The sequence below is a fragment of the Pseudomonas sessilinigenes genome, from assembly GCF_003850565.1.
In the GTDB taxonomy this organism is placed as follows: Bacteria; Pseudomonadota; Gammaproteobacteria; order Pseudomonadales; family Pseudomonadaceae; genus Aquipseudomonas; species Aquipseudomonas sessilinigenes.
Map to the genome: position 1 here is coordinate 6634957 of NZ_CP027706.1, position 21191 is coordinate 6656147.

General features: G+C 63.1%; 18 protein-coding genes. 15 read left to right on the forward strand and 3 right to left on the reverse strand.

What is annotated here, in order from left to right; genetic code table 11:
- Positions 1 to 2 precede the first annotated feature (2 nt).
- The 6 genes from atuC to ppnP all read left to right on the forward strand — a co-directional run bounded on the left by atuC (position 3) and on the right by ppnP (position 6652).
- Entirely contained in the window at positions 3 to 1619 is a 1617-nt protein-coding gene (atuC, locus tag C4K39_RS30190; protein WP_068585624.1) for a geranyl-CoA carboxylase subunit beta, read from the forward strand.
- Between the two features lie 77 nt (positions 1620 to 1696).
- Positions 1697 to 2854 carry a citronellyl-CoA dehydrogenase gene (atuD, locus tag C4K39_RS30195; RefSeq protein ID WP_068585621.1) on the forward strand — a complete coding sequence of 386 codons (1158 nt, stop codon included), beginning with the start codon at positions 1697 to 1699 and terminating at the stop codon, positions 2852 to 2854.
- On the forward strand, positions 2851 to 3648 hold the full coding sequence (locus tag C4K39_RS30200; RefSeq protein WP_124348202.1) for an enoyl-CoA hydratase/isomerase family protein: 798 nt from the start codon (positions 2851 to 2853) through the stop codon (positions 3646 to 3648). Before atuD ends, C4K39_RS30200 begins: the two co-directional genes overlap by 4 nt.
- A gap of 28 nt (positions 3649 to 3676) precedes the next feature.
- Entirely contained in the window at positions 3677 to 5632 is a 1956-nt protein-coding gene (locus tag C4K39_RS30205) for an acetyl/propionyl/methylcrotonyl-CoA carboxylase subunit alpha (protein WP_124348203.1), read from the forward strand.
- A gap of 121 nt (positions 5633 to 5753) precedes the next feature.
- Positions 5754 to 6293, forward strand: a complete 540-nt coding sequence (locus C4K39_RS30210) for a 3'-5' exonuclease (RefSeq protein WP_068585614.1) — start codon at positions 5754 to 5756, stop codon at positions 6291 to 6293.
- Positions 6294 to 6367: 74 nt separating this feature from the next.
- Positions 6368 to 6652 (forward strand): pyrimidine/purine nucleoside phosphorylase, encoded by a 285-nt coding sequence (ppnP, locus tag C4K39_RS30215; protein WP_068585611.1) that lies wholly within the window; start codon positions 6368 to 6370, stop codon positions 6650 to 6652.
- An 80-nt stretch (positions 6653 to 6732) separates the two neighbouring features.
- Here the strand turns inward: ppnP and C4K39_RS30220 are convergent, their stop codons facing one another.
- Positions 6733 to 7536 carry an MOSC domain-containing protein gene (locus C4K39_RS30220; RefSeq protein ID WP_068585607.1) on the reverse strand — a complete coding sequence of 268 codons (804 nt, stop codon included), beginning with the start codon at positions 7534 to 7536 and terminating at the stop codon, positions 6733 to 6735.
- Between the two features lie 83 nt (positions 7537 to 7619).
- A complete protein-coding gene (locus C4K39_RS30225) occupies positions 7620 to 8555 on the reverse strand; it encodes a chemotaxis protein CheV (protein ID WP_068585605.1) in 936 nt (311 codons plus the stop codon).
- Positions 8556 to 9117: 562 nt separating this feature from the next.
- On the opposite strand from C4K39_RS30225, the gene C4K39_RS30230 reads away from it, so the two are divergent.
- The 3 genes from C4K39_RS30230 to C4K39_RS30240 all read left to right on the forward strand — a co-directional run bounded on the left by C4K39_RS30230 (position 9118) and on the right by C4K39_RS30240 (position 11630).
- Positions 9118 to 9555, forward strand: coding sequence for a hypothetical protein (locus C4K39_RS30230; protein WP_124348204.1), 438 nt, complete (start codon positions 9118 to 9120; stop codon positions 9553 to 9555).
- Positions 9556 to 10080: 525 nt separating this feature from the next.
- Entirely contained in the window at positions 10081 to 10974 is an 894-nt protein-coding gene (locus C4K39_RS30235; protein ID WP_068581527.1) for a sensor histidine kinase, read from the forward strand.
- Positions 10971 to 11630 (forward strand): response regulator, encoded by a 660-nt coding sequence (locus tag C4K39_RS30240; RefSeq protein WP_068581530.1) that lies wholly within the window; start codon positions 10971 to 10973, stop codon positions 11628 to 11630. Before C4K39_RS30235 ends, C4K39_RS30240 begins: the two co-directional genes overlap by 4 nt.
- 1 nt (position 11631) lies before the next feature.
- Here C4K39_RS30240 and yegS read toward each other — a convergent pair whose 3' ends face one another.
- On the reverse strand, positions 11632 to 12531 hold the full coding sequence (gene yegS, locus C4K39_RS30245) for a lipid kinase YegS (RefSeq protein WP_068581533.1): 900 nt from the start codon (positions 12529 to 12531) through the stop codon (positions 11632 to 11634).
- Between the two features lie 423 nt (positions 12532 to 12954).
- Here yegS and C4K39_RS30250 point away from each other — a divergent pair, with 423 nt between their 5' ends.
- The 6 genes from C4K39_RS30250 to C4K39_RS30275 all read left to right on the forward strand — a co-directional run bounded on the left by C4K39_RS30250 (position 12955) and on the right by C4K39_RS30275 (position 21190).
- Positions 12955 to 14388, forward strand: a complete 1434-nt coding sequence (locus C4K39_RS30250) for an undecaprenyl-phosphate glucose phosphotransferase (protein WP_068581536.1) — start codon at positions 12955 to 12957, stop codon at positions 14386 to 14388.
- Entirely contained in the window at positions 14389 to 15846 is a 1458-nt protein-coding gene (locus C4K39_RS30255; RefSeq protein ID WP_124348205.1) for a mannose-1-phosphate guanylyltransferase/mannose-6-phosphate isomerase, read from the forward strand.
- 67 nt (positions 15847 to 15913) lie between these two features.
- Positions 15914 to 16690 carry a polysaccharide biosynthesis/export family protein gene (locus C4K39_RS30260; RefSeq protein ID WP_124348206.1) on the forward strand — a complete coding sequence of 259 codons (777 nt, stop codon included), beginning with the start codon at positions 15914 to 15916 and terminating at the stop codon, positions 16688 to 16690.
- A gap of 18 nt (positions 16691 to 16708) precedes the next feature.
- The gene (locus tag C4K39_RS30265; RefSeq protein WP_124348207.1) at positions 16709 to 18703 is read left to right on the forward strand and encodes a GumC family protein; all 1995 of its coding nucleotides are present in this window, start codon (positions 16709 to 16711) and stop codon (positions 18701 to 18703) included.
- The gene (locus C4K39_RS30270) at positions 18703 to 19899 is read left to right on the forward strand and encodes a glycosyltransferase (RefSeq protein WP_068581547.1); all 1197 of its coding nucleotides are present in this window, start codon (positions 18703 to 18705) and stop codon (positions 19897 to 19899) included. Before C4K39_RS30265 ends, C4K39_RS30270 begins: the two co-directional genes overlap by 1 nt.
- Positions 19889 to 21190: a cellulase family glycosylhydrolase gene (locus C4K39_RS30275; RefSeq protein WP_124348434.1), complete on the forward strand. Its 1302-nt coding sequence runs from the start codon at positions 19889 to 19891 to the stop codon at positions 21188 to 21190. The genes C4K39_RS30270 and C4K39_RS30275 overlap by 11 nt, the downstream gene beginning before the upstream one ends.
- Position 21191 lies beyond the last annotated feature (1 nt).

Here is a 21191-nt window from a genome sequence, read left to right on the forward strand (position 1 = left end):
CCATGCCGGTGATCCAATCCCAACTCGATCCCCACAGCGCGCAATTCGCCCAGAACCACCAGGCCATGCTGGCCGGCCTGCAACAGCTGCGCGACATCCAGCAACACCAGTTGGACAAGGCCGCCGAAGCCAAGGCCAAGTTTGAAAAGCGTGGGCAGTTGCTGCCCCGGGAGCGCCTCAACCTGCTGTTGGACCCGGGCGCACCGTTCCTCGAACTGGCCGGCCTGGCCGGCTACAAGCTGCACGACGACAAGGACGGCAGCCAGGCCGGTGGCGGCCTGATCGCCGGCATCGGCTATGTCTGCGGGGTGCGCGTGCTGGTAGCGGCCAACAACAGCGCGATCAAGGGCGGCACCATTTCCCCCAGCGGCCTGTACAAGTCCCTGCGCCTGCAGCAGATCGCCATGGAGAACAAACTGCCGGTGGTGACCCTGGCCGAAAGCGGCGGCGCCAACCTCAACTACGCGGCTGAGATCTTCATCGAAGGTGCGCGCAGCTTCGCCAACCAGGCGCGGATGTCGGCCATGGGCCTGCCGCAGATCACCGTGGTGCATGGCTCGGCCACGGCTGGAGGCGCCTACCAGCCCGGGTTGTCGGACTACGTGGTGGTGGTACGCGGCAAGGCCAAGCTGTTTCTCGCCGGGCCGCCCTTGCTCAAGGCCGCCACCGGCGAGGTGGCCACCGACGAACAGCTCGGCGGCGCCGAAATGCACGCCCAGGTTGCCGGTACCGCCGAGTACCTGGCGGAAAACGATGCCGACGGCATCCGTATCGTTCGCGAGATCGTCAGCCTGTTGCCCTGGAATGCCCAACTGCCGACACAGCCGCCCAGGACCTGGAGCGAACCGTTGTACCCGATAGAGGAACTGCTGGGGCTGGTTCCCGACGACCCGAAGAAACCCTACGACGCCCGGGAAATCGTCGCGCGCCTGGCGGACGGCTCGCAGTTCCTGGAATTCAAGGGCGAGTTCGATGCCCAGACGCTCTGCGGTCACCTGCAGATCCAGGGCCGGGCCTGCGGTTTCATCGGCAACAACGGCCCGATCACCCCCCAGGGCGCGAGCAAGGCCGCGCAGTTCATCCAGCTTTGCGACCAGAGCCAGACACCGCTGCTGTTCTTCCACAACACCACCGGTTTCATGGTCGGCACCGAATCCGAGCAGCAAGGGGTGATCAAGCACGGCTCGAAGCTGATCCAGGCGGTGGCCAACGCCCGGGTACCGAAGCTGACCATCGTGGTCGGCGGCTCCTACGGCGCCGGCAACTATGCGATGTGCGGCCGCGGCCTGGACCCGCGTTTCATCTTCGCCTGGCCCAATAGCCGTACCGCGGTGATGGGCGGCGCCCAGGCCGGCAAGGTGCTGCGCATCGTCACCGAGGCCAAGCACGCCAAGAACGGCCAGGAGGCCGACCCGAAGATGCTCGACATGCTGGAGCAGGTCACCGCGCAGAAGCTCGACAGCCAGTCCACCGCACTGTACGGCAGCGCCAACCTGTGGGACGACGGTCTGATCGACCCGCGTGACACGCGCACCTTGCTGGGCCTGCTGCTGGACATCTGCCATGAAGCCCAGGTGCGCCCGCTGCAACCCAACAGCTTTGGTGTGGCGCGGTTCTGATCGCGCAGAACGGCCCGCAGGTAGTGGGCCACAACGATCCGCTGGCGACGTCACTCAACTTGAGAAGGACAACAACAATGATCTTCACCCAGGAACACGAAGAACTGCGGCGCACGGTGCGCAATTTTGTCGAGCGCGAGATCAACCCCCATGTCGATGAATGGGAAGAAGCCGGGCGCTTCCCCATCCACGAGATTTTCCGCAAGGCCGGCGAGCTGGGCCTGCTGGGCATCTCCAAGCCAGAGAAGTTCGGCGGCATGGGCCTGGACTACAGCTACTCGGTCGTTGCCGCCGAAGAGTTCGGCACCATCCGCTGCGGCGGCATTCCCATGTCCATCGGTGTGCAGACTGACATGTGCACCCCGGCCCTGGCGCGCTTCGGCTCCGATGAACTGCGCGACGAATTCCTGCGCCCGGCCATCAGCGGCGAGCAGGTGGGCTGCATCGGCGTTTCCGAGGTCGGGGCCGGCTCCGACGTGGCCGGGCTCAAGACCCACGCCCGCAAGGACGGCGACGACTACGTGATCAACGGCAGCAAGATGTGGATCACCAACTCCCCCAGCGCCGATTTCATCTGCCTGCTGGCCAACACATCGGACGACAAGCCCCACGTCAACAAGTCGCTGATCATGGTGCCGATGAACGCCCCTGGTATCAGCCTCAGCCCGCACCTGGACAAACTCGGCATGCGCAGCTCGGAAACCGCCCAGGTGTTCTTCGACAACGTGCGGGTGCCCCAGCGCAACCGCATCGGCCACGAAGGCGCCGGGTTCATGATGCAGATGCTGCAGTTCCAGGAGGAGCGGCTGTTCGGCGCGGCGAACATGATCAAGGGCCTGGAGTACTGCATCGACAGCACCATCGAGTACTGCAAGGAGCGCAAGACCTTCGGCAACCCGCTGATCGACAACCAGGTGATCCACTTCCGCCTGGCCGAGCTGTCCAGCGAGATCGAGTGCCTGCGGGCCCTGGTGTACCAGGCCACCGAACAATACGTGCGCGGCCAGGACGTGACCCGCCTGGCCTCCATGGCCAAGCTCAAGGCCGGGCGCCTGGGCCGCGAGGTCAGCGACAGCTGCCTGCAGTACTGGGGCGGCATGGGTTTCATGTGGGACAACCCGGTGGCCCGGGCCTATCGCGATGTGCGCCTGGTGTCCATCGGCGGCGGTGCCGACGAGATCATGCTGGGGATCATCTGCAAACTCATGGGCATCCTGCCCGGGAAGAAGAAATGAGCCTGTTGCCGAGTTGCCAGACCCTATTGCTGGAATCACGCGACGGCGTGCTGTTCATCACCCTCAACCGTCCCGAGTGCCGCAACGCCATGAGCCTCGAGATGGTGGCGGAATTGCGCACGGTGCTGGCCGCCGTGAACGAGCGCCGCAGCATCCGGGCCCTGGTGCTGCAGGGCGCTGGCGGACACTTCTGCGCTGGTGGCGACCTCAAGGACATGGCCGGCGCCCGGGCCAGGGGTTCCGCGGCCTACCGTGAATTGAACCGGGCCTTCGGCGCGTTGCTCGAAGAAGCGCAGAAAATCCCCCAGGTGCTGGTCTGCGTACTGCAGGGCGCGGTGCTCGGCGGCGGTTTTGGCCTGGCCTGCGTCAGCGATATCGCCATCGCCGAGCACTCGGCGCAGTTCGGCATGCCGGAAACCAGCCTCGGCCTGCTGCCGGCACAGATCGCCCCGTTCGTGGTCCGGCGCATCGGCCTGACCCAGGCCCGGCGCCTGGCGCTGACCGCCGCCCGCTTCGATGGCGAAGAGGCCCGGCAACTGGGCCTGGTGCACTTCGTCGAGAACGATGCCACGGCGCTGCAGGAGCGCCTGGAGCAGCAACTGGCGCAGGTCCTGCGCTGCGCCCCTGGGGCCAATGCACAGACCAAGGCCCTGCTGCTGGCCAGCGTCGACCAGCCCCTGGGACCGCTACTGGACCAGGCCGCCGACGACTTCGCCCAGGCCGTCAGCGGTGAGGAAGGCACCGAAGGCACCCTGGCCTTCGTGCAGAAACGCAAACCGTCCTGGGCCGGCTGACGCCCCACACAGACACAGGAAGCCTACGATGCCCGCGTTCACCAAGATCCTGATCGCCAACCGTGGCGAAATCGCCTGCCGGATCCAGCGCACCGCCCAGCAGCTGGGCTATCGCACCGTCGCCGTATTCAGCGACGCCGACGCTGAGGCGCCCCATGTGCGCATGGCGGACGAAGCCGTGCGCATAGGCCCCGCGCCGGTCCAGCAGTCCTACCTGGATAGCGCCGCGATCCTCGATGCAGCCCGGCGCAGCGGCGCCGATGCCATCCATCCCGGCTATGGCTTTCTTTCGGAGAACGCCGAGTTCGCCGCGGCCTGCGCGGCTGCCGGCATCACCTTCATCGGCCCCAGCGCCGCGGCCATCGAGCTGATGGGCAGCAAGCGCCGCTCGAAACTCGCCATGCTCGAGGCCGGCGTGCCCTGCATCCAGGGCTACCAGGGCGAAGAACAAGACGATGCCACCTTGCAGCGCGAAGCCCAGCGCATCGGTTATCCGTTGATGATCAAGGCCAGTGCCGGTGGCGGTGGGCGCGGCATGCGCCTGGTACAGGAACCCGGGCAACTGCTGGAGCAAATCAGGACCGCACGCTCCGAGGCGCTGCACGCCTTCGGCAGCAACGAGCTGATCCTGGAACAAGCGCTGGTCGAGCCGCGCCATGTGGAGATCCAGGTCTTCGGCGATCACCACGGGCAGTTGATCTATCTGGGCGAGCGCGACTGCTCGATCCAGCGCCGCCACCAGAAGATCGTCGAGGAGGCACCCTGCCCGGTCATGACCCCGGAGTTGCGCCAGGCCATGGGCGAAGCGGCGCTCAAGGCCGGACGGGCCGTGGACTATGTTGGCGCCGGCACCGTGGAGTTCCTGCTCGATGCCCGGGGGCAGTTCTACTTCCTGGAAATGAACACCCGCCTGCAGGTGGAGCACCCGGTTACCGAACTGGTCACCGGCCTGGACCTGGTGGCCCTGCAACTGCAGGTGGCTGCCGGCGAGCCACTACCGCTGAAGCAGGAACAGGTGCGATTGTCCGGCCACGCCATCGAAGTACGCCTGTATGCCGAGAACCCGGCCCAGGGTTTTCTGCCACAGACCGGCCAGGTGCTGCGCTGGGAACCGGCGCCGGGCATCCGCACCGATCATGGCGTACAGGAAGGCCAATGGGTCAGCCCCTTCTACGACCCGATGCTGGGCAAGCTGATCGCCCACGGCGCCACCCGTGAGGAGGCCCGGCGCAAGCTGCTGCGCGGCGTCGAGGATTGCGTGTTGCTGGGCCTGGAAAGCAACCGGCGCCTGCTGGCCAACCTGCTCGGGCACCCGGTGTTCGCCAGCGGCCAGTTCAGCACGGCATTCATCGCCGAACACTTTGCCGAGGATCCGAGCCTGCAACCGCAGCTTCCCGGCCACGAGGAACTGGCCATCGCCGCCGCGTTGTTTCATCACCACGGCGCCAAGGCCCATGCCGGGCCGCTCGCCGCCTGGCGCAATAACGCCGGTGTAGCGCTGCACTACGGCCTGGGACAGGAGGAACGGCACTGGTCCTTGCAACTGAGCCCGGGGACCGCAGGCCTGGTGCAGGTTCACCAGGCAGGGCAATTAGTGGAGTTGAAGGTCTGCAGCGCCGACGGTCGCCGGGCCATCCTGGAGGTTGGGGGCATCCGCCGGCAATACGCCTACCACCTGGAAAACCAGGAGCTCTGGCTGCACAGCCGACAGGGCAGCCTGCACCTGCAGGATCGAACCCATGCCCCGGTCCAGAGCCAGTTGAGTGCCCATTCGGGAACGCTCAAGGCACCGATGGATGGCGCCATCGTCGACGTGCTGGTGAGCGAGGGCATGCGCGTCAGTAAGGGCCAGCTATTGCTGGTGCTGGAGGCGATGAAGATGGAGCATCCGCTCAAGGCCGGAATCGACGGGATGATCACCCGGGTCCAGGTCGGCCTCGGCGACCAGGTGAAGAACCGCCAGGTACTGCTGGAGGTGGAATAGGCCGGCAGGCGGCCATCGATGCCGGCCACGGAGTACTCCGCCTGGCACTCCCCCCTAGGCGGATTCCCCGGCTTTGGCTACGCTCAAGCGTCATCAAGAAGGTTGAAGGCTGGAATTCGTAATGCCCCACTGGCTGGTAATAGATTTGGAAGCCACGACGGATGAAGGGGGCTGGCCGGTGAGCGAGATGGAAATCATCGAGATCGGCGCCACGCTGGTCAACCGCCAAGGCCGGGAACAGGACCACTTCCAGCGCTTCGTGCGTCCCCTGCGGCGCCCGATGCTGACGCCGTTCTGTCGCGAACTGACCCACATCACCCAGGCCAACATCGACGCCGCCGCGCCCTTGACCGAAGTCTGGAGCCAGTTCGAACGCTGGCTGACCCAGCATCAGCCGCGCCTGGAAGGCTGGGCCAGCTGGGGCGACTACGATCGCAAGCAGTTGCAGTTGGAGTGGCACAACCAGCACTTGCACAGCCTGCTCAACGATGTCCCCCATATGAACCTCAAGCAGCGCTTCGCCAAGGCCCGGCGCCTGGAGCGCCCCCTGGGCCTGAATGCCGCCTTGCAACTGGCGGGCATGCAGTTCAACGGCCAGCAGCACCGGGCGCTGGAAGATGCACGAAATACGGCGCGCCTATTGCCGCTGATTCTTCCCTGATGGCGACAGGTGACGGCCCTTCGGGCCTTGTGCATACTGGCCGGCCTTTTTGACCCATTCTTGAGGAATCGCCCATGTTTAAAGTCAACGAGTACTTCGACGGCACCGTCAAGTCGATTGCCTTCGGCACGGCCGAAGGTCCCGCCACCATTGGCGTCATGGCCCCGGGCGAATACGAATTCGGTACCGCGCAACGGGAAATCATGCACGTGGTTTCCGGCGCCCTGACCGTCAAGCTGCCAGGCAACGACGAGTGGCAGACCTTCGCTGGCGGCAGCCACTTCAACGTACCGGCCAACAGCAAGTTTCAGCTCAAGGTCGCGGTGGACACCGCCTACCTGTGCGAATACCGCGGCTGATCCCTCGCCCGGTTTTTAGCAACGCATGAAAAATGCCCGTCCCCCCACCAGGAGACGGGCATTTTTTTGCCTCGCCAAGGCTATTCGAGAACGGTCACCGGCATGCCCACCTGCAACTGGCCATGACCGTCGTTGACCAGGTTCTGGCCGAACATCGCTCCATCCTCCCGGGCCCGGTACTTTTGCAAGGTCGCCAGGGGCTCACGATCAGCACTGCGCTCGCCCGTCTGCGGATCGATGGTGGTGAGGATGCAGCGCGAGCAAGGCTTGACCACGCGGAACTCGACATCGCCGATACGCACCCGCTTCCAGTTGTCCTCGGCGAACGCTTCGCTGCCCTCGACCACCAGGTTGGGCCGAAACCGCAGCATCTCCAGGGGTCGGCCAACCCGGCTCGCCAAGTCGTCCAGGGAGGCCTGGCCGATCAGCAGCAAGGGAAAACCGTCGGCAAAGGCGACTTGGTCATCATCCTTGCCGTAGCCGGCGGCGGTGGTCCGCGCCCGCTCCAGCGGGACCTGCACCAGGCGCGTGGGCTTGCCGATGAATTCGCTGACCCAGGCCCCGGCCTCGTCGCCGGCATCGGGCACCCGCAAGGTGTCCTGCCAGATGGTCACACCGCGCAGGGCCGCCGTCTCATTCGGCAGCGCCACCTCCAGCGGGGCCAGGCCCGGGGCACTGAGGGTCAGGCCACCCTGGGCATTCCACAATGCCGAGAGCTGGCTCATCCGTCCCACGGCACGCTGGGTCAGGAAGCGTCCGCTGGCCTCATCCACCAGCATCCAGCGGCGATCGCCCTCAAGGCCGAGCTTGTCCAGGCCGATCTGTTGCAGGGTCTCGCCCCTGGCGGATTTCAACGGATACCGATAAAGCGCGCTAAGACGCATGTCCTGCTCCCTACGGGGGAAAAACGCCCACCCTATACCAGCGCCCCGGTGAAACAAAGATCCGTGACACTGGCTCGCCGGCCTCAGGCGTCGACTTCATCCAGCAGCAGGCGCTGGCGCACCACATCCACCAGCTTGTCGGGCTGGAACTTGGAGAGGAAGTTGTCGCAGCCGACCTTCTTGACCATGGATTCGTTGAAGCTGCCCGACAACGAGGTGTGCAGTACCACGTAGAGCCCGCGCAGGCGCGGGTCGTTGCGGATCTCGGTGGTCAGGCGGTAGCCATCCATCTCCGGCATCTCGGCGTCGGTGAACACCATCAGCAGCTTCTCGGTCATGTCGACCCCGGTATCGGCCCAGGCCTTGAGCATCTTCAAGGCCTTGAGGCCATCGCTGGCGATGTGCATCTTCACCCCCAACTGGCCCAGGGTGTCGCGCAGTTGCGACAACGCCACGTTGGAATCGTCCACCAGCAGCACTTCGCGGCCACGGGCACGGGCCAACAGCGGGTCGTCGAGCTTGTCGCGGGAAACCTTGGCGTTGTACGGCACGATCTCGGCCAGCACCTTCTCGACGTCGATGACTTCCACCAGTTGGTCATCGACCTTGCTGATGGCGGTCAGGTAGTGCTGGCGGCCGGCGCTGGAGGGCGGCGGCATGATGGCTTCCCAGTTCATGTTGACGATACGGTCCACGCCCCCCACCAGGAACGCCTGCACCGAGCGGTTGTACTCGGTGACGATGATGGTGCTGTTGGGCCCCGGGACCAGCGGACGCATGCCGATGGCCTGGGACAGGTCGATCACCGGCAGGGTCTGGCCACGCAGGTTGACCACACCACAGACGAATGGATGGCGCTGGGGCATCAGGGTCAACTTCGGCAGTTGCAGGACTTCCTGGACCTTGAAGACGTTGATCGCGAACAATTGCCGACCGGCCAGGCGGAACATGAGGATTTCCAGGCGATTCTCACCCACCAATTGCGTGCGTTGATCTACCGTGTCGAGAATGCCGGCCATTGATGACTCCTGGGCTGTGCTGATGAATTCACTAAAGACTGATATCGGCCAGGGACGCCGTATCTTGACCCGTATGCAAATTGCCACACAAAGCCATTGATGTCACATTAACATCATGCTTTACTTCGGTGGGCAATTTAGCAGCATGGCTGCAGCGCCGCCGAGACCTCTATTCCGGCGGAAGGTTCCCGCGCCTAAGGGATTCCCCTATCAACAATCAGGACCAGCCTGATATTCGCAATATCCAATAGCCATTAATGTGACGCCATTCTCATTGCATGAATGGAGTCAGGCTTTTGTTTTTGATCGCAGAAAGGTGGCTCGGCACCCTTTCAAGCCTAAGTTCCCCTGCTCCTGAAGCCCCGGCGCTGATGCGTTGCCTGGCTGTGAGCGGCATCTGGCTGCCAACGCTGGACGATAAGCATCGAGCATCGTCAATGGCTGCACGCGCGGAAAAAACTCCAGACTTGTCTAATATTCAATTTCTCAAAACACCTTCCAACTTGAAACCGTTCAGCCAACGCCCTATCCCACCATCGGAAACGAAGTCATGGATATAAGCATGCTAAAGGACGGCCATGAGTGCGCTACCCCTCTGCCCGAATTCCTGCTTGAAGCCCAGACCCTGCTGGCCAAATCGGAAGATTGCCTGAGCCACCTGCACTTGATCAGGAATGACGAGGAGGCCATCAGTTGCCTGCTCGTCAGCCTGCAGCGCCTGGCCCAATGCGCAGCCCGCCATGCCATCAGCCCGCTGCATGAGTTCTCAGTGCACATCCACGGCCTGCTCAAGCGTCCCCAGCACCCGTTGGACCTCAACGACCAGGTGCTGGAATCCCTCAAGAGCTGCCTGACCCTGATGGCCTGGCAACTGGAACTGATCGACCCGAACGATGGCCAGTTGAATATGGATGACAGCGAACAGGTCATGCTGATCGAGGAATTGGCCGACCAAGTCTCGCAGAACTGCACCTGCACACTCCCTACTTGCAGGCACTAGTTTTTATACCGCCCAAGGTGGCGAATAACATCAGGCAAAGATAGCCAGGCAACACAAGAATAAGTAGCCGGCTAAGTATCTACGCCACTGTCGTTATTGAACATCACATACCCAAGAACGACACTCCCCACTAAACAATCCAACTTCTTGCGATCCGGGATTTAATCTTCCGAGACTTGCGTGCCCCAATGGAAGCTGACTTCACTCTGAGCGCTTATTGAGCGATACCGCTGCCGAACGCCGCACGGCAGATACGCTGAGTCGCAACTTTATTGACTTTCCGGACATGTATATCAAGTACCTGAGCGCGACCAACGGTATCTTCGGTGGTATTATGCGGCGCACTAATGAACCGTATTAATGGCACATTGACTCCAATGTCGATAATCACTATCAGGCCTGCACAAGAGATACAGACAGAACTGATTGAAATCACCTATTCAAATGGCACCGCTTCTCAAACAGGCCCCGTCACCTGCTCCTGACCGGGCTCTTCGCAGCGAACATTCATTGGCTCCATCCGCTATGTACGCCAGCCTCAAGTCACTGTTCTCCTGGCCCATCTCCCAAGATCGCCTACGCTGGCTCAGCCTACTGCTGTGCTCAGGCTCGGCCGTGGGCAATGTGCTGGTTTATTGCCTGAGCCGCCCTCTGCCCCTGGCGTTGCTGGTTCTCAACGTGGTGGCACTGGCATGTATCTGGGCGCAGTACGGCTATTCGCGTAAATCCATCCGTTTTCAGCCCCAGGAGCTGGCCGAGCGCTTGCTGCAAGTCAAGGAAAGCGAACGCCACCGCCTCAGCCGCGAACTACACGATGACATCGGCCAGTTGCTGACGGCGGCAAAACTGCAGGCCGACTGGCTCAAGCGGCGCCTGCCGGACGACCTGCAAGAGCATTTCGCACTGCTTGGCACCACCCTGGAAGAAACCCTGGCCAAGGTCCGCGACGTATCGGCCATTCTCAATCCCCGCCAGCTAGCCAGCCTGGGGCTCGAGGCCAGCCTGCGCGCCCATCTGATCAAGACCCTGGAAAGCAGCACGGTGCACTGGAGCCTGGAGTGCCACCAGCGCCTGGCCGGCATCCCCGAGGAAATGGCCGTGGCAGCGTTTCGCATCACCCAGGAAGCGGTGACCAACATGCTGCGCCACGCCCACGCCAAGAACCTGCTGGTACGCCTGCAACGCCTGCCGGAAGGGCTTTCACTGTTCATCAGCGATGATGGCCAAGGCTTTGCCCCCGCCGCGAACCCTGGAGAGCAGGGCCAGTGCGGCATGGCCGGCATGCAGGAACGAATCAGCCAACTGGGCGGTTTCCTCAAGGTCACCAGCGAGATCAACCAGGGCACCCAGATCGAAGCTCTCTTTCCCTGGGCCCCTCGCACCCTGGAGCGGGCCAGCACGAATAAGGTTTTACATTGACCTGTAATTTACTCTTGGTGGATGACCACTCGCTCATCAGGGCTGGCGTGCGTGCGCTGGTCATGGATATTCCCGGATACGCCGTGATCGGTGAAGCCGACGATGGCTCGCACCTGCTGGAAATGGTCGAGAAGCTCCATCCGGACATCATCCTGCTGGACCTGTCGATGAAGCATACCGGCGGCCTGGAAGCGTTGCGCCGACTCAAGGCGGCCCGCCCGCAGAGCAAGGTCCTGATCCTGTCGATGCATACCGATCCGGCCCTGATCATGCAGGCCCTGGAGTCCGGGGCCCACGGCTATCTGCTCAAGGACACCACGGCTACCGAGCTGGGGCATGCCCTGGAAGCCCTGCGCAACGGCGAACGCTACTTGAGCCCGGCGATTGCCCATACCGTGATCAACCAGGCCCTGACCCGCTCCCAGAAGACCCAGCCGCCACCTGCCGACACCCATAACCTGACAGCCCGCCAGCTGGAAATCCTGCGACTGATAGTGCGCGGCAAGTCGACCCGGGAAATCGCCCAGGGACTGGGGTTGAGCATCAAGACCGTGGAAACCCATCGCTCGCAGATCATGAAGCGCCTGCAGATCTTCGATGTCGCCGGGCTGGTCCTGTTCGCCGTGCGCGAACGCATCATCAGCCTCGACGACTGACTCAGCCATCGGTGCCCAGCAACGGCGATCCCTGCGGCAAGTGCATTTGCAGGGCCGCGGGCCGGGCCGTGAAACGCAGCAGCTCACCTTGCCGCGGCTCGCCGTCGAGGTTGATATCCAGGCCACGCGAGGCCTTGATCTCGACCCACGGCAGGCGGGCCCGGATGAACAAGTCGTCGATGCCCATGTCCCCTGCCAGCAGGCTCTTCAGAGCGCCCACCAACTCCTGGGGCGCCGGCAGGATGCTGACATCGAGCAACCCATCGTCGATCAGGGCTCCCGGGCACAGCTCATGACCGCCGCCAGCCTGTCGACCATTGCCAATACCCAGCGCCAGCAACTGGCCATGCCAGTGAAAACCCGGCCCCTGCAACTCGCCATAGGCCGCGCTCAGCTGCGCAAAGCGCGATAATCCGGTAAACAGATACGCGGCTCCCCCCAGGACTTTCTTCAGGTCGGGCGATGTATTGGCGGTCACCTGGCTGCCGAAACCACCGGTGGCCATGTTCAGGAAAACCTGCCCGCCGACCTCCCCCAGATCCACCGGGCGGGCCGGGACATCCAGCAAGTCCAGGGCCGCCGATGGCTCCAATGGCACGCCGGCCGCCCGCGCGAAATCATTGGCCGTTCCCAGAGGCAGCGGCACCAGGCTGGCCGGCTGCGAGGCTTCGGCCAAGGCCTGGGCGACATCGCGCAACGTACCGTCGCCACCACCGGCGATCAGTTGCCGGTAACCTGCGTCCAGCGCCTCCCCGACCAGGCGCTGGGCATCCCCGGCCTCCCACGTCAGGCGTACCGCCAGGTCCCAGCCCGCCTCACGCCTGGCCTGGACCGCAGCCCGCAGCTCTTCGTTGAGTGCCTGCTTGCCGTGCAGGATCAACAACGCCTTGTGTTCACTCATTGGTCATGTCTCCCGTGTTCAATGGCTGCGAAAAATGTGGACCCTGGCCGGCGAGAAAAAGATCTGCCGCCAAGCATTATTTTTTACCGGCAACCCGATTCGCACGCCCTTTATCAGCCTGCAAGGGAGATAAAGGGCACGCAAAAAAAGATCTTTCATCACCAAGCGGTTTTCAATTCGCAAGCTTCTGTTTCATGAGCTTTACTCAGCCAAGTCACTTGGATGAGCAGGCTCGACAGCGGGTCGATCGGCATCGGGAGCCCCACCCCGCCATGGACAGCGCCTGCACCCCGGTGAAAAGCGACCAGGCCGGCAATGGCGTGGCGCGCCTAGAGCAGGGCTTCCGGGTGCGAAGTGAATGCTCGAAGTTGTGGCCGGTTCTTCCAGTCAACCGGTGTGCCTTGGGTCGAGGGAATTGATCTTATGCGGTTGCAACCTGTAGACAGCCTGTTACTGACTCGACCCAGCATGGTCGAGTATTTCCTGTTCGGTATCCGCGTAGCCCACGGCATGACCGCGATCCTTCCAGGGCTCCTGCTACTGCTGCTGGCGAACGACCTGCCCAATACCCTGAAGAGCGACCTAACCATCCTCGCGTTCTTCGGCGTCATCAGCGTGCTGATCTTCCAGGCCCTGGGGGTCTACGCCGAATCCATCTTCAGCAACTTGCTGCGCTTCCAACTGACCCTGTTCGCCTGGTCGGCCTCCTTTTGCGTGCTGTTGTTCATGCACCACTCGATGCTGATGTTCAACGCCATCGACAATCGCGGGCTGCTGGCCTGGTTCTTTGGCAGTTTCGTGCTGTTCGGAATCGAGCGCCTGATCCTGCTGACCCTGTTCCAGCAACTGATGCAGCGGGGCGTGTTCCTGCAGAACGCGGTCATTCTCGGCGCCACGGAAAATGGCCAGCGCCTGGCCGAATACCTGGCCCAGCACCAGGACATCCGTTCCGGCGTCATCGGTTTCATCGACGACCGAATCGGCCGCCTGCCCAAGGTGCTGTGCAACCTGCCGCTGCTGGGCAACTCCAGCGACCTGGAACGGCTGATCCGCGAGGAGAAGGTCACCCAAGTCCTGGTCGCCCTGCCCTGGTCGGCGGAAAGCCGCATGGCCTACGTCATTCGTGAACTGCGCCGGCTCCCGGTGAACGTGTTGCTGGTTCCCGACATGGTGGCCTTCCGGCATGCCCACAACCGCATCACCGAAGTCGCCAACCTGCCGATGTTCAACGCCTCCGAGGTCCCCCTGCGAGGCTGGTCGCCGTTCTTCAAGCGCCTGGAGGACATGATCCTGTCCACTATTGCCCTGGTCCTGCTGTCCCCGGTGATGCTGCTGGTGGCCCTGGCGATCAAGCTGGATTCCAGGGGCCCGGTGCTGTTCAAGCAAAAGCGCTATGGCTACAACAACCGGCTGATCCAGGTCTACAAGTTCCGTTCCATGCACCAGCACATGAGTGATGCCAACGCCGAGAAGCAGACTACCCGCGGCGATCCACGCATCACCCGGGTCGGGCGTTTCATCCGCAAGACCAGCCTCGATGAGTTGCCACAGCTGTTCAACGTGTTCGGCGGCAGCATGTCGATGGTCGGCCCGCGCCCCCATGCCACGGCAACCAAGGCCGCGGGCATCCTGTTCGAAGAGGCGGTCAAGGAGTACACCTCACGGCACAGGGTCAAGCCGGGCATCACCGGCCTGGCACAGATCAACGGTTACCGGGGCGAAACCGACACCCTGGAAAAAATCGAGAAACGTGTCGAATTCGACTTGGAATACATCGAAAACTGGTCGGTCTGGTTCGATCTGTACATCCTGTTCCGCACCGTTCCCTCCGTGATCATGACCCGCGAGGCCTTTTGAATGAGCACACTCATTCCCTGCATCATCGCTGGCGGCGCCGGCACCCGTCTGTGGCCGGTGTCCCGCGAGGCAATGCCAAAACCCTTCATGCGCCTGCCCGACGGCGAAAGCCTGCTACAGAAGACCTTCGTGCGCGCCGCGAACCTGAACGATGTCGGTCGGCTGTTGACGGTGACCAACCGCGAAGTGTTCTTCCGTACCCTCGATGACTATCGCCTGCTGAACAAGAAGCGGGTCGACCTGGACTTCATCCTCGAACCCTTCGGACGCAATACCGCACCGGCCATCGCTGCAGCGGCCCTGCATGTCAGCCGCCTGTATGGCGAGGACGCACAATTGCTGGTGCTACCGGCCGACCACCTGATCAAGGACCTGGCAGCCTTCTCGACGGCGGTGGAGCATGCCCGGCAACTGGCCGAACAAGGCTGGCTGGTGACTTTCGGCCTTGTGCCGACCCACGCCGAAACCGGTTTTGGCTACATCCAGAAAGGCCAGGGCCTGAACGACGCCGGCTTCCAGGTCAGCCGCTTCGTCGAAAAACCCGATGCCGTCACGGCCCAGCGCTATGTCGACGGCGGCCTGCACCTGTGGAACGGTGGCATGTTCTGCATGCGCGCCGACGCGATTCTCCAGGAGCTCCGGGAATTCGTGCCCGAAGTGGTCAGCGCCGTGGAGCGTTGCCTGGAGCTGAGCCATCGCAAGGAGGGCAAGCATGAGTTGCAAGTGGAGCTGGACGGCGAGAGTTTCGCCCTGGCCCCGGACATTTCCATCGACTACGCGGTGATGGAGCGTTCGAAGAAGGTCGCCGTGGTGCCCTGCCAACTGGGCTGGAGCGATATCGGCTCGTGGCAGGCCGTGCGGGAACTGACCCCGGCGGACGAGCACGGCAACCAGTGCAACGGCGAGACCGTGCTGCATGATGTCCGCAACTGCTACATCGATTCACGCAAGCGCCTGGTGGGCGGGGTTGGCCTGGATAACCTGATCATCATCGACACCCCCGACGCCCTGCTGGTGGCCGACGGCAAGCGTAGCCAGGACGTCAAGCTGATCGCCCAGGAGCTCAAGCGCCTGGGCCACGACGCCTACAAGCTGCACCGCACCGTGACCCGGCCCTGGGGCACCTACACCGTGCTGGAGGAAGGACCGCGCTTCAAGATCAAGCGCATCATGGTCAAGCCCGATGCCTCGCTGTCGCTGCAAATGCACCATCACCGCAGCGAGCACTGGATCGTCGTCAGCGGCATGGCCCGGGTGACCAATGGCGAGGACGAATTCCTGCTCAATACCAACGAATCGACCTTCATCAAGCCGGGGCGCACCCACCGGCTGGTCAATCCCGGGGTGATCGACCTGGTGATGATCGAAGTACAGAGCGGGGAGTATCTCGGAGAGGACGACATCGTGCGTTTCAACGACATCTATGGGCGGGCACCCGCCGAAACCGCAAAGACCTGAAGGCGCACCTGCGCTTGAATCTGGCCCGACAGGGAGCTGTAACTATGCACGCCAGGAAGACCGCTCGATGAAAAGACTGCTGCTGATTTCCAGTGTCCTCATACTGTGCGCCTGTTCCATACCGGCGAAAGTGGAGTTACCTCCCAGCCAGGACCTGCAGGCGGGCCACCGAGCCGGTGAAGCCCTGGCCGGCAAGCCGCTGCCACCGCAGCGGATTCGCCCGGGCGATACCCTGCGCATCGTCCGCAACACCGGTGAGGCTCCGTCGATCTCGGCCTTCACCGCCAACTCGATCTACGAGCTGACGCTGTTCACCGTGCTTAACGACGGCACCTTCTCCTACCCCTACGCCGGCCAGATCAAGGCCGCGGGGCTGACCCCGCAGCAGTTGACCCAGGTCCTGGAAAACAAGCTGAAGAACGTCTACCAGGACTCGGCGCTGACGGTGAACATCAACCAGGCGCCGGGCAACACCGTGTTCGTCGGTGGCTCGGTACGCAACCCGGTATCCCTGCCGGTCACGGTGACCACCACCCTGGAGCAGGCCATCGTCGGTGCCGGGGGCCTGCTGTCGGTAGGCGACAGCCGCAATATCGCCCTGCTGCGCGAAGGCGAGGACGGTCGCTACAAGACCTACTTCTTCGACTATCGCAAGTTCATGATCGCCGGCAACGCCGGGACGCCACCGGTGCTGCTGCAACGTGGGGACGTGGTGTTCGTGCCCAAGTCCAGCGTCGGCAACGGCATTGAATGGGTGGATGTGTACCTCAACCAGCTGATTCCGTTCACCAAGTCGATCGGTATCGGGGCGAGCTACGAAATCAACCGCCAATCCAGCAATTGATCGCCAAGGACTGCCCATATGATCAATATCCGTTCCTTTCGCGATTTGCTGCGACTGTTCTTCATCTTCAAGCGTGAGGTGAAGATCACCGTCCTGGTGACCTTCATCATCATCGTGCTGGGTGCTTTCCTGCTGCCCAACCGCTTCGAATCCACCGCGTTGCTGCTGGTCAAGCCAGGGCGCGATACCAGCACCCTGCCGATCGAGATCTCCGATCGCCAGGCGGTGGTGATCCCCAGTGCCCAGCGTGACCCGATCCTCGACGAGGAGCGCATCCTCACCGGTGCCCCCATTGCCCGCAAGGTCGCGCAGCAGTATCTCGACGACCTGTCCCGCCAACCCCAGCCCGGTGGCGTGCTGGGTACCATCAAGAACGCGCTCAAGAGTGCCGTGGAAGGCATCGCCGATCTGTTTCGCGGGCTGCTGCAACTGGTGGGCCTGGTGGAGAAGCAAACCCCGGTCGAACGCCTGACCGAACGCATGCTCAAGAACTTCAGCGTGACCCATGTCGCCGGCTCTTCAGTGATGGAGGTGAGCTTCACCTGGAACGACCCGCAAGTGGCCCAGACCGTGGTCAAGAGCTGGATCGAGCAGTACCAGCAAGAACGCGCGCAAACCCTGGGGCGCAAGAGCCTCTACGCGTTCTATGAAGGTGAAAGCACCAGCACCAACCAGCGCATCCTCGGCTACAAGAAACAAATCACCGACTACCTGAACCAGTTGGGCGCCGTCAGCATCGAGGAGCGCTTGAACGATATCTCGCGCAACCTCAATAACCTCAAGGGTGAGCACCTCAATACCACCCGGGCGGTGGCGTCCACCAAGAGTGGCCTGGACACCATCCAGAACCAGCTCAACAGCATGAAGAAAGAGATCAGCATTGGCCGCCAGATGAGCCTCAACCCTGATCGCCAGGACCTGCAGCAACGGATCAACGCCAAGCAGATCGAGCGCCAGGAAATGCTTCGCACCTTCAAGGAAGGGGCGCCGCCGGTGCGTGCCATGGATGCTGCGATCGCCAACCTGCAGTCCCTGTTGCGGGCCGAGAACGCAACCGTTCAACGCAGCGAGAACCTGGCACCGAACCCGGTCTACACCCGCCTGCAGAACAGCTTCGCCGACCAACAGGCCAGCCTCAGCCGCCTGCAGACCCAAGCCGCCCAACAGGAAAGCCAGCTGCTCAAGCTGGAACAGGACCGGCGCCAGGCGCTCGCCCTGGAACCTGAGCTGGCACGCCTGCAACGCGAACTCAGTGCCGCCGAGAAGAGCTTCGCCCTCTATAGCGACAGCACCGAGAAGGCACGGATCGACCGCGAACTGGACCAGAGCCAGATCAGCAACATCGCCGTGATCGAAGAAGCTACCTTCCAGCCCAGCCGGATCTTCCCCAAGAGCCTGACCATGTTGCTGGTGGCCATTCCCCTGAGCCTGGCGGTAGGCCTTCTGGCCCTGTATTTCTTCTACCTGCTGGACCAGCGCATCCACGATGGCGACCAGTTGGAGGAGCGTTTCGGCGTCAAGGTCTGGAGCAGCCTGCAAGACCTGCACAGCCACTTGCCACAGCGCAACAGTGCCTTCACCGCCAGCCTCTACCGGTTGTATGGCGTACTGCCGTTGAAACAGGTGGCCGAGCGCGGCCTGGTGATCGGCCTGACCTCGGCTCGCCATGGCGAAGGCGTGAGCTTTGTCACCGGGCACCTGCGCGACCTGCTGCAAGAGCGCGGCCACACCGTACGGGTCGATGGTTCGCCAAACGCAGCCCCGGGTGAAATCGTACTGCTGGAGGCCTCCGGCTTCTTCTCCAACCAGGAAGCCTTCGTCAGCCTGCGCGAGGCCGACCTCATCGCCCTGATCATCGAAGCCGAAACCACCACGGTGCCGATACTGCAAAACGCCTTGTCGATCCTCAACACTGCATTCAAGCGGGTCGACGGCATCATTCTCAACCGTCGCCGCTTCGGTATCCCGGAAAACGTGCTCAACTTCATGGCGCGAATCAGGAGCCCCCACTGATGCATATCGCCGTGCTGGCCCCCATGCCCCCCGAGCAGAACGGTATTGCCGACTATGCCGCACACCTGCGCGCGGCGTTGCAGGACCAGGGGTTGCAGGTCAGCACGCCACTGCAGGGAGTAGGCAACGATCCACAACGTGCCATCGAGCGCGTGGACCAGGTCGACTGGCAAGGCATCGACCTGGTCCATGCCGAACTCGGCGGAGGCCGGCTGGCGGAATTTCATGCCCTCCAGGCTTTGCGCCAGCGTTTTCCCAGCCTGCCCCTGAGCGCCACGGTGCACGATCCCGAGCGCCTGGTCTGGCGTCGGGCCAAGCTGCCCTGGCCGTTGTCGCTGGCGAGCAACCTGCCTTCGCCATTGCCCCAGATTGCCACGGTGCTGGCCGATCCGATCTGCCTGTACGAGGAAAGAAAGCTGGCCCGCAGCCTGAACCGGCTGATCACCCTGACCCACGCCGGTGGTGAATGCCTGCGCCAACGCATGGGCCTGCGCGCCGAGCAGATGGTGGTGATCCCCCACGGCAACCTGGCAATCGCCCCCCAGCCCCTACCGCCGGCATCCCCGCTGAAACTCCTGTATTTCGGCTTCATCTACCGTGGCAAGGGCATCGAGGACTTGCTGGATGCCCTGGCCATGGCCTTCGCCCAGCAACCCGACATACGCCAGCGCATGCGCCTGACCCTGGCCGGCGGCAGCGAGCCGGAAATGGCCTTCGGCAACGCCGGCAGCTACCTGGAGCAGTTGCGCGAACATATCCGCCGCCTGAACCTGCAGGACAGTATCGACTGGCAGCTCGACCTGCCGGCCACCGACATCCCCAAGGTCATCCAGGCCCATCACGTCATGGTCTTGCCGTACCGCGAGTCGAGCAAACTCAAGTTGCTGGGTACATTGCGCGGTACCAGCGGGGCCTTGTCCTGGGCGGTCGCTTGTGGACGCGGAGCCATCACTTCCGATGCGCGTTCATTCGCCGAGGAAGTGGCCCAGAACAACGGAGTGATCTTTCCCCAGGGCAACGTCGCGGCCCTGGCCGCCGAGCTCAGCCACCTGTGCGCCAGCCCGGAGCTGGTGGAACGCTGGGCCGAGCACGCCACGATCATCGGCCAGCGGCGGATCTGGAGCCACACCGCCGAGCGCTTTGCCCGCGTGTTCGCCGACGCCTGTGGAGGCAATGCCCATGCCTATGTCACGTAGATCGGGCCTACCGGTGCTGCTGGCCACCCTGGCCGTCCTCGCCTGGCCGGCTCTTGCGGACAACACCTTGCGTGGCCCGCGCCCGGTGGTGTGGAAGGACTTCCTCGGGGTCAATGCGCAGTTCCAGTACTTCGCCCCGAGCGTCTATCAGGAACAGATGGACCGGCTCGATGCCCTGGGCCTGAACTGGGTCCGCTTGTCCATTCACTGGGCAATGATCGAGCCGGTGGAAAACAGCCTGCAGCTCGATAGCCTGGATGCCGTGATGAGCGCCATGCAGAGCCGCCACTACAACATCCTGGCCTACATGGTCGGCTCGGCGCCCTTCGCTGCCAACGTACCGGCCGGAGCGGCACCGTCCGACCAATATCCGCCCAAGGACTTCAACGTCTTCGCCCAGCGCATGCAGATGCTCGCCCAGCGTTATCCCCAGGTGAACACCTGGCAGGTCTGGAACGAGCCGAACATCGTCTGGCTGCCCAAGGAAGATCCCAGCGCCTACGACCAGTTGCTCAGTACCACCAGCACCGCGATCCGCGCCGCAGTCCCCGACAAGCCCGTGGCCACCGCCGGCATGGCCTACTACAGCCAGATGCGCAGTACCCCGGGGCTGATGCTCGAGAACCTGCTGCAACAGGGCCTGGCCGGCGACAACCTGATCGCGGCCTATCACCCTTATTCCGAGTACCCCGAAGGGGACGATCCCGCCGCCAAGGACTTCCTGAGCCGCGGCAACTTCCTCAACAGTGCCCTGCACGGCAAGGGCGTGAAGCAGGTCTGGGCCACCGAATGGGGTTGGTCGAGCTATACCACCGGCGTCCCCGAGATGCAGGCGATGATCGGGACCAGCGGCCAGGCCGACTACACCCTGCGCCGGCTGGCGCTGATGGCGACCATGGACTATCAGCGCATCTTCCTGTTCAACCTGAGCGATCTCGATGCCAGGGCCACCAATCGTGACCAGTCCTACGGCCTGGTGGACCTGAGTGGCGAGCCCAAGCCTGTGTACAACGCCCTCAAGTATTTCCTCGATACCACCGGGCCGAGCCTGGCCCCGGACGACCCACCGACCCTGAGCAACGCCCCCGACGACCTGTACAGCATGGCCTGGACCCGCCCCGATGGCTCCCACGTCTGGATGTTCTGGAGCGCCAGTGGCAGCAGCCTGCAAGTGCCCGGCCTCAATGCCGCCACGCTGCACGATCCACTGGCCGGTACCCGGACCGACCTGAGTGGGCAACAGGGCCTCAACGTACCGCTGAAAACCAGCCTGCAACTTCTGGTGTGGTGAG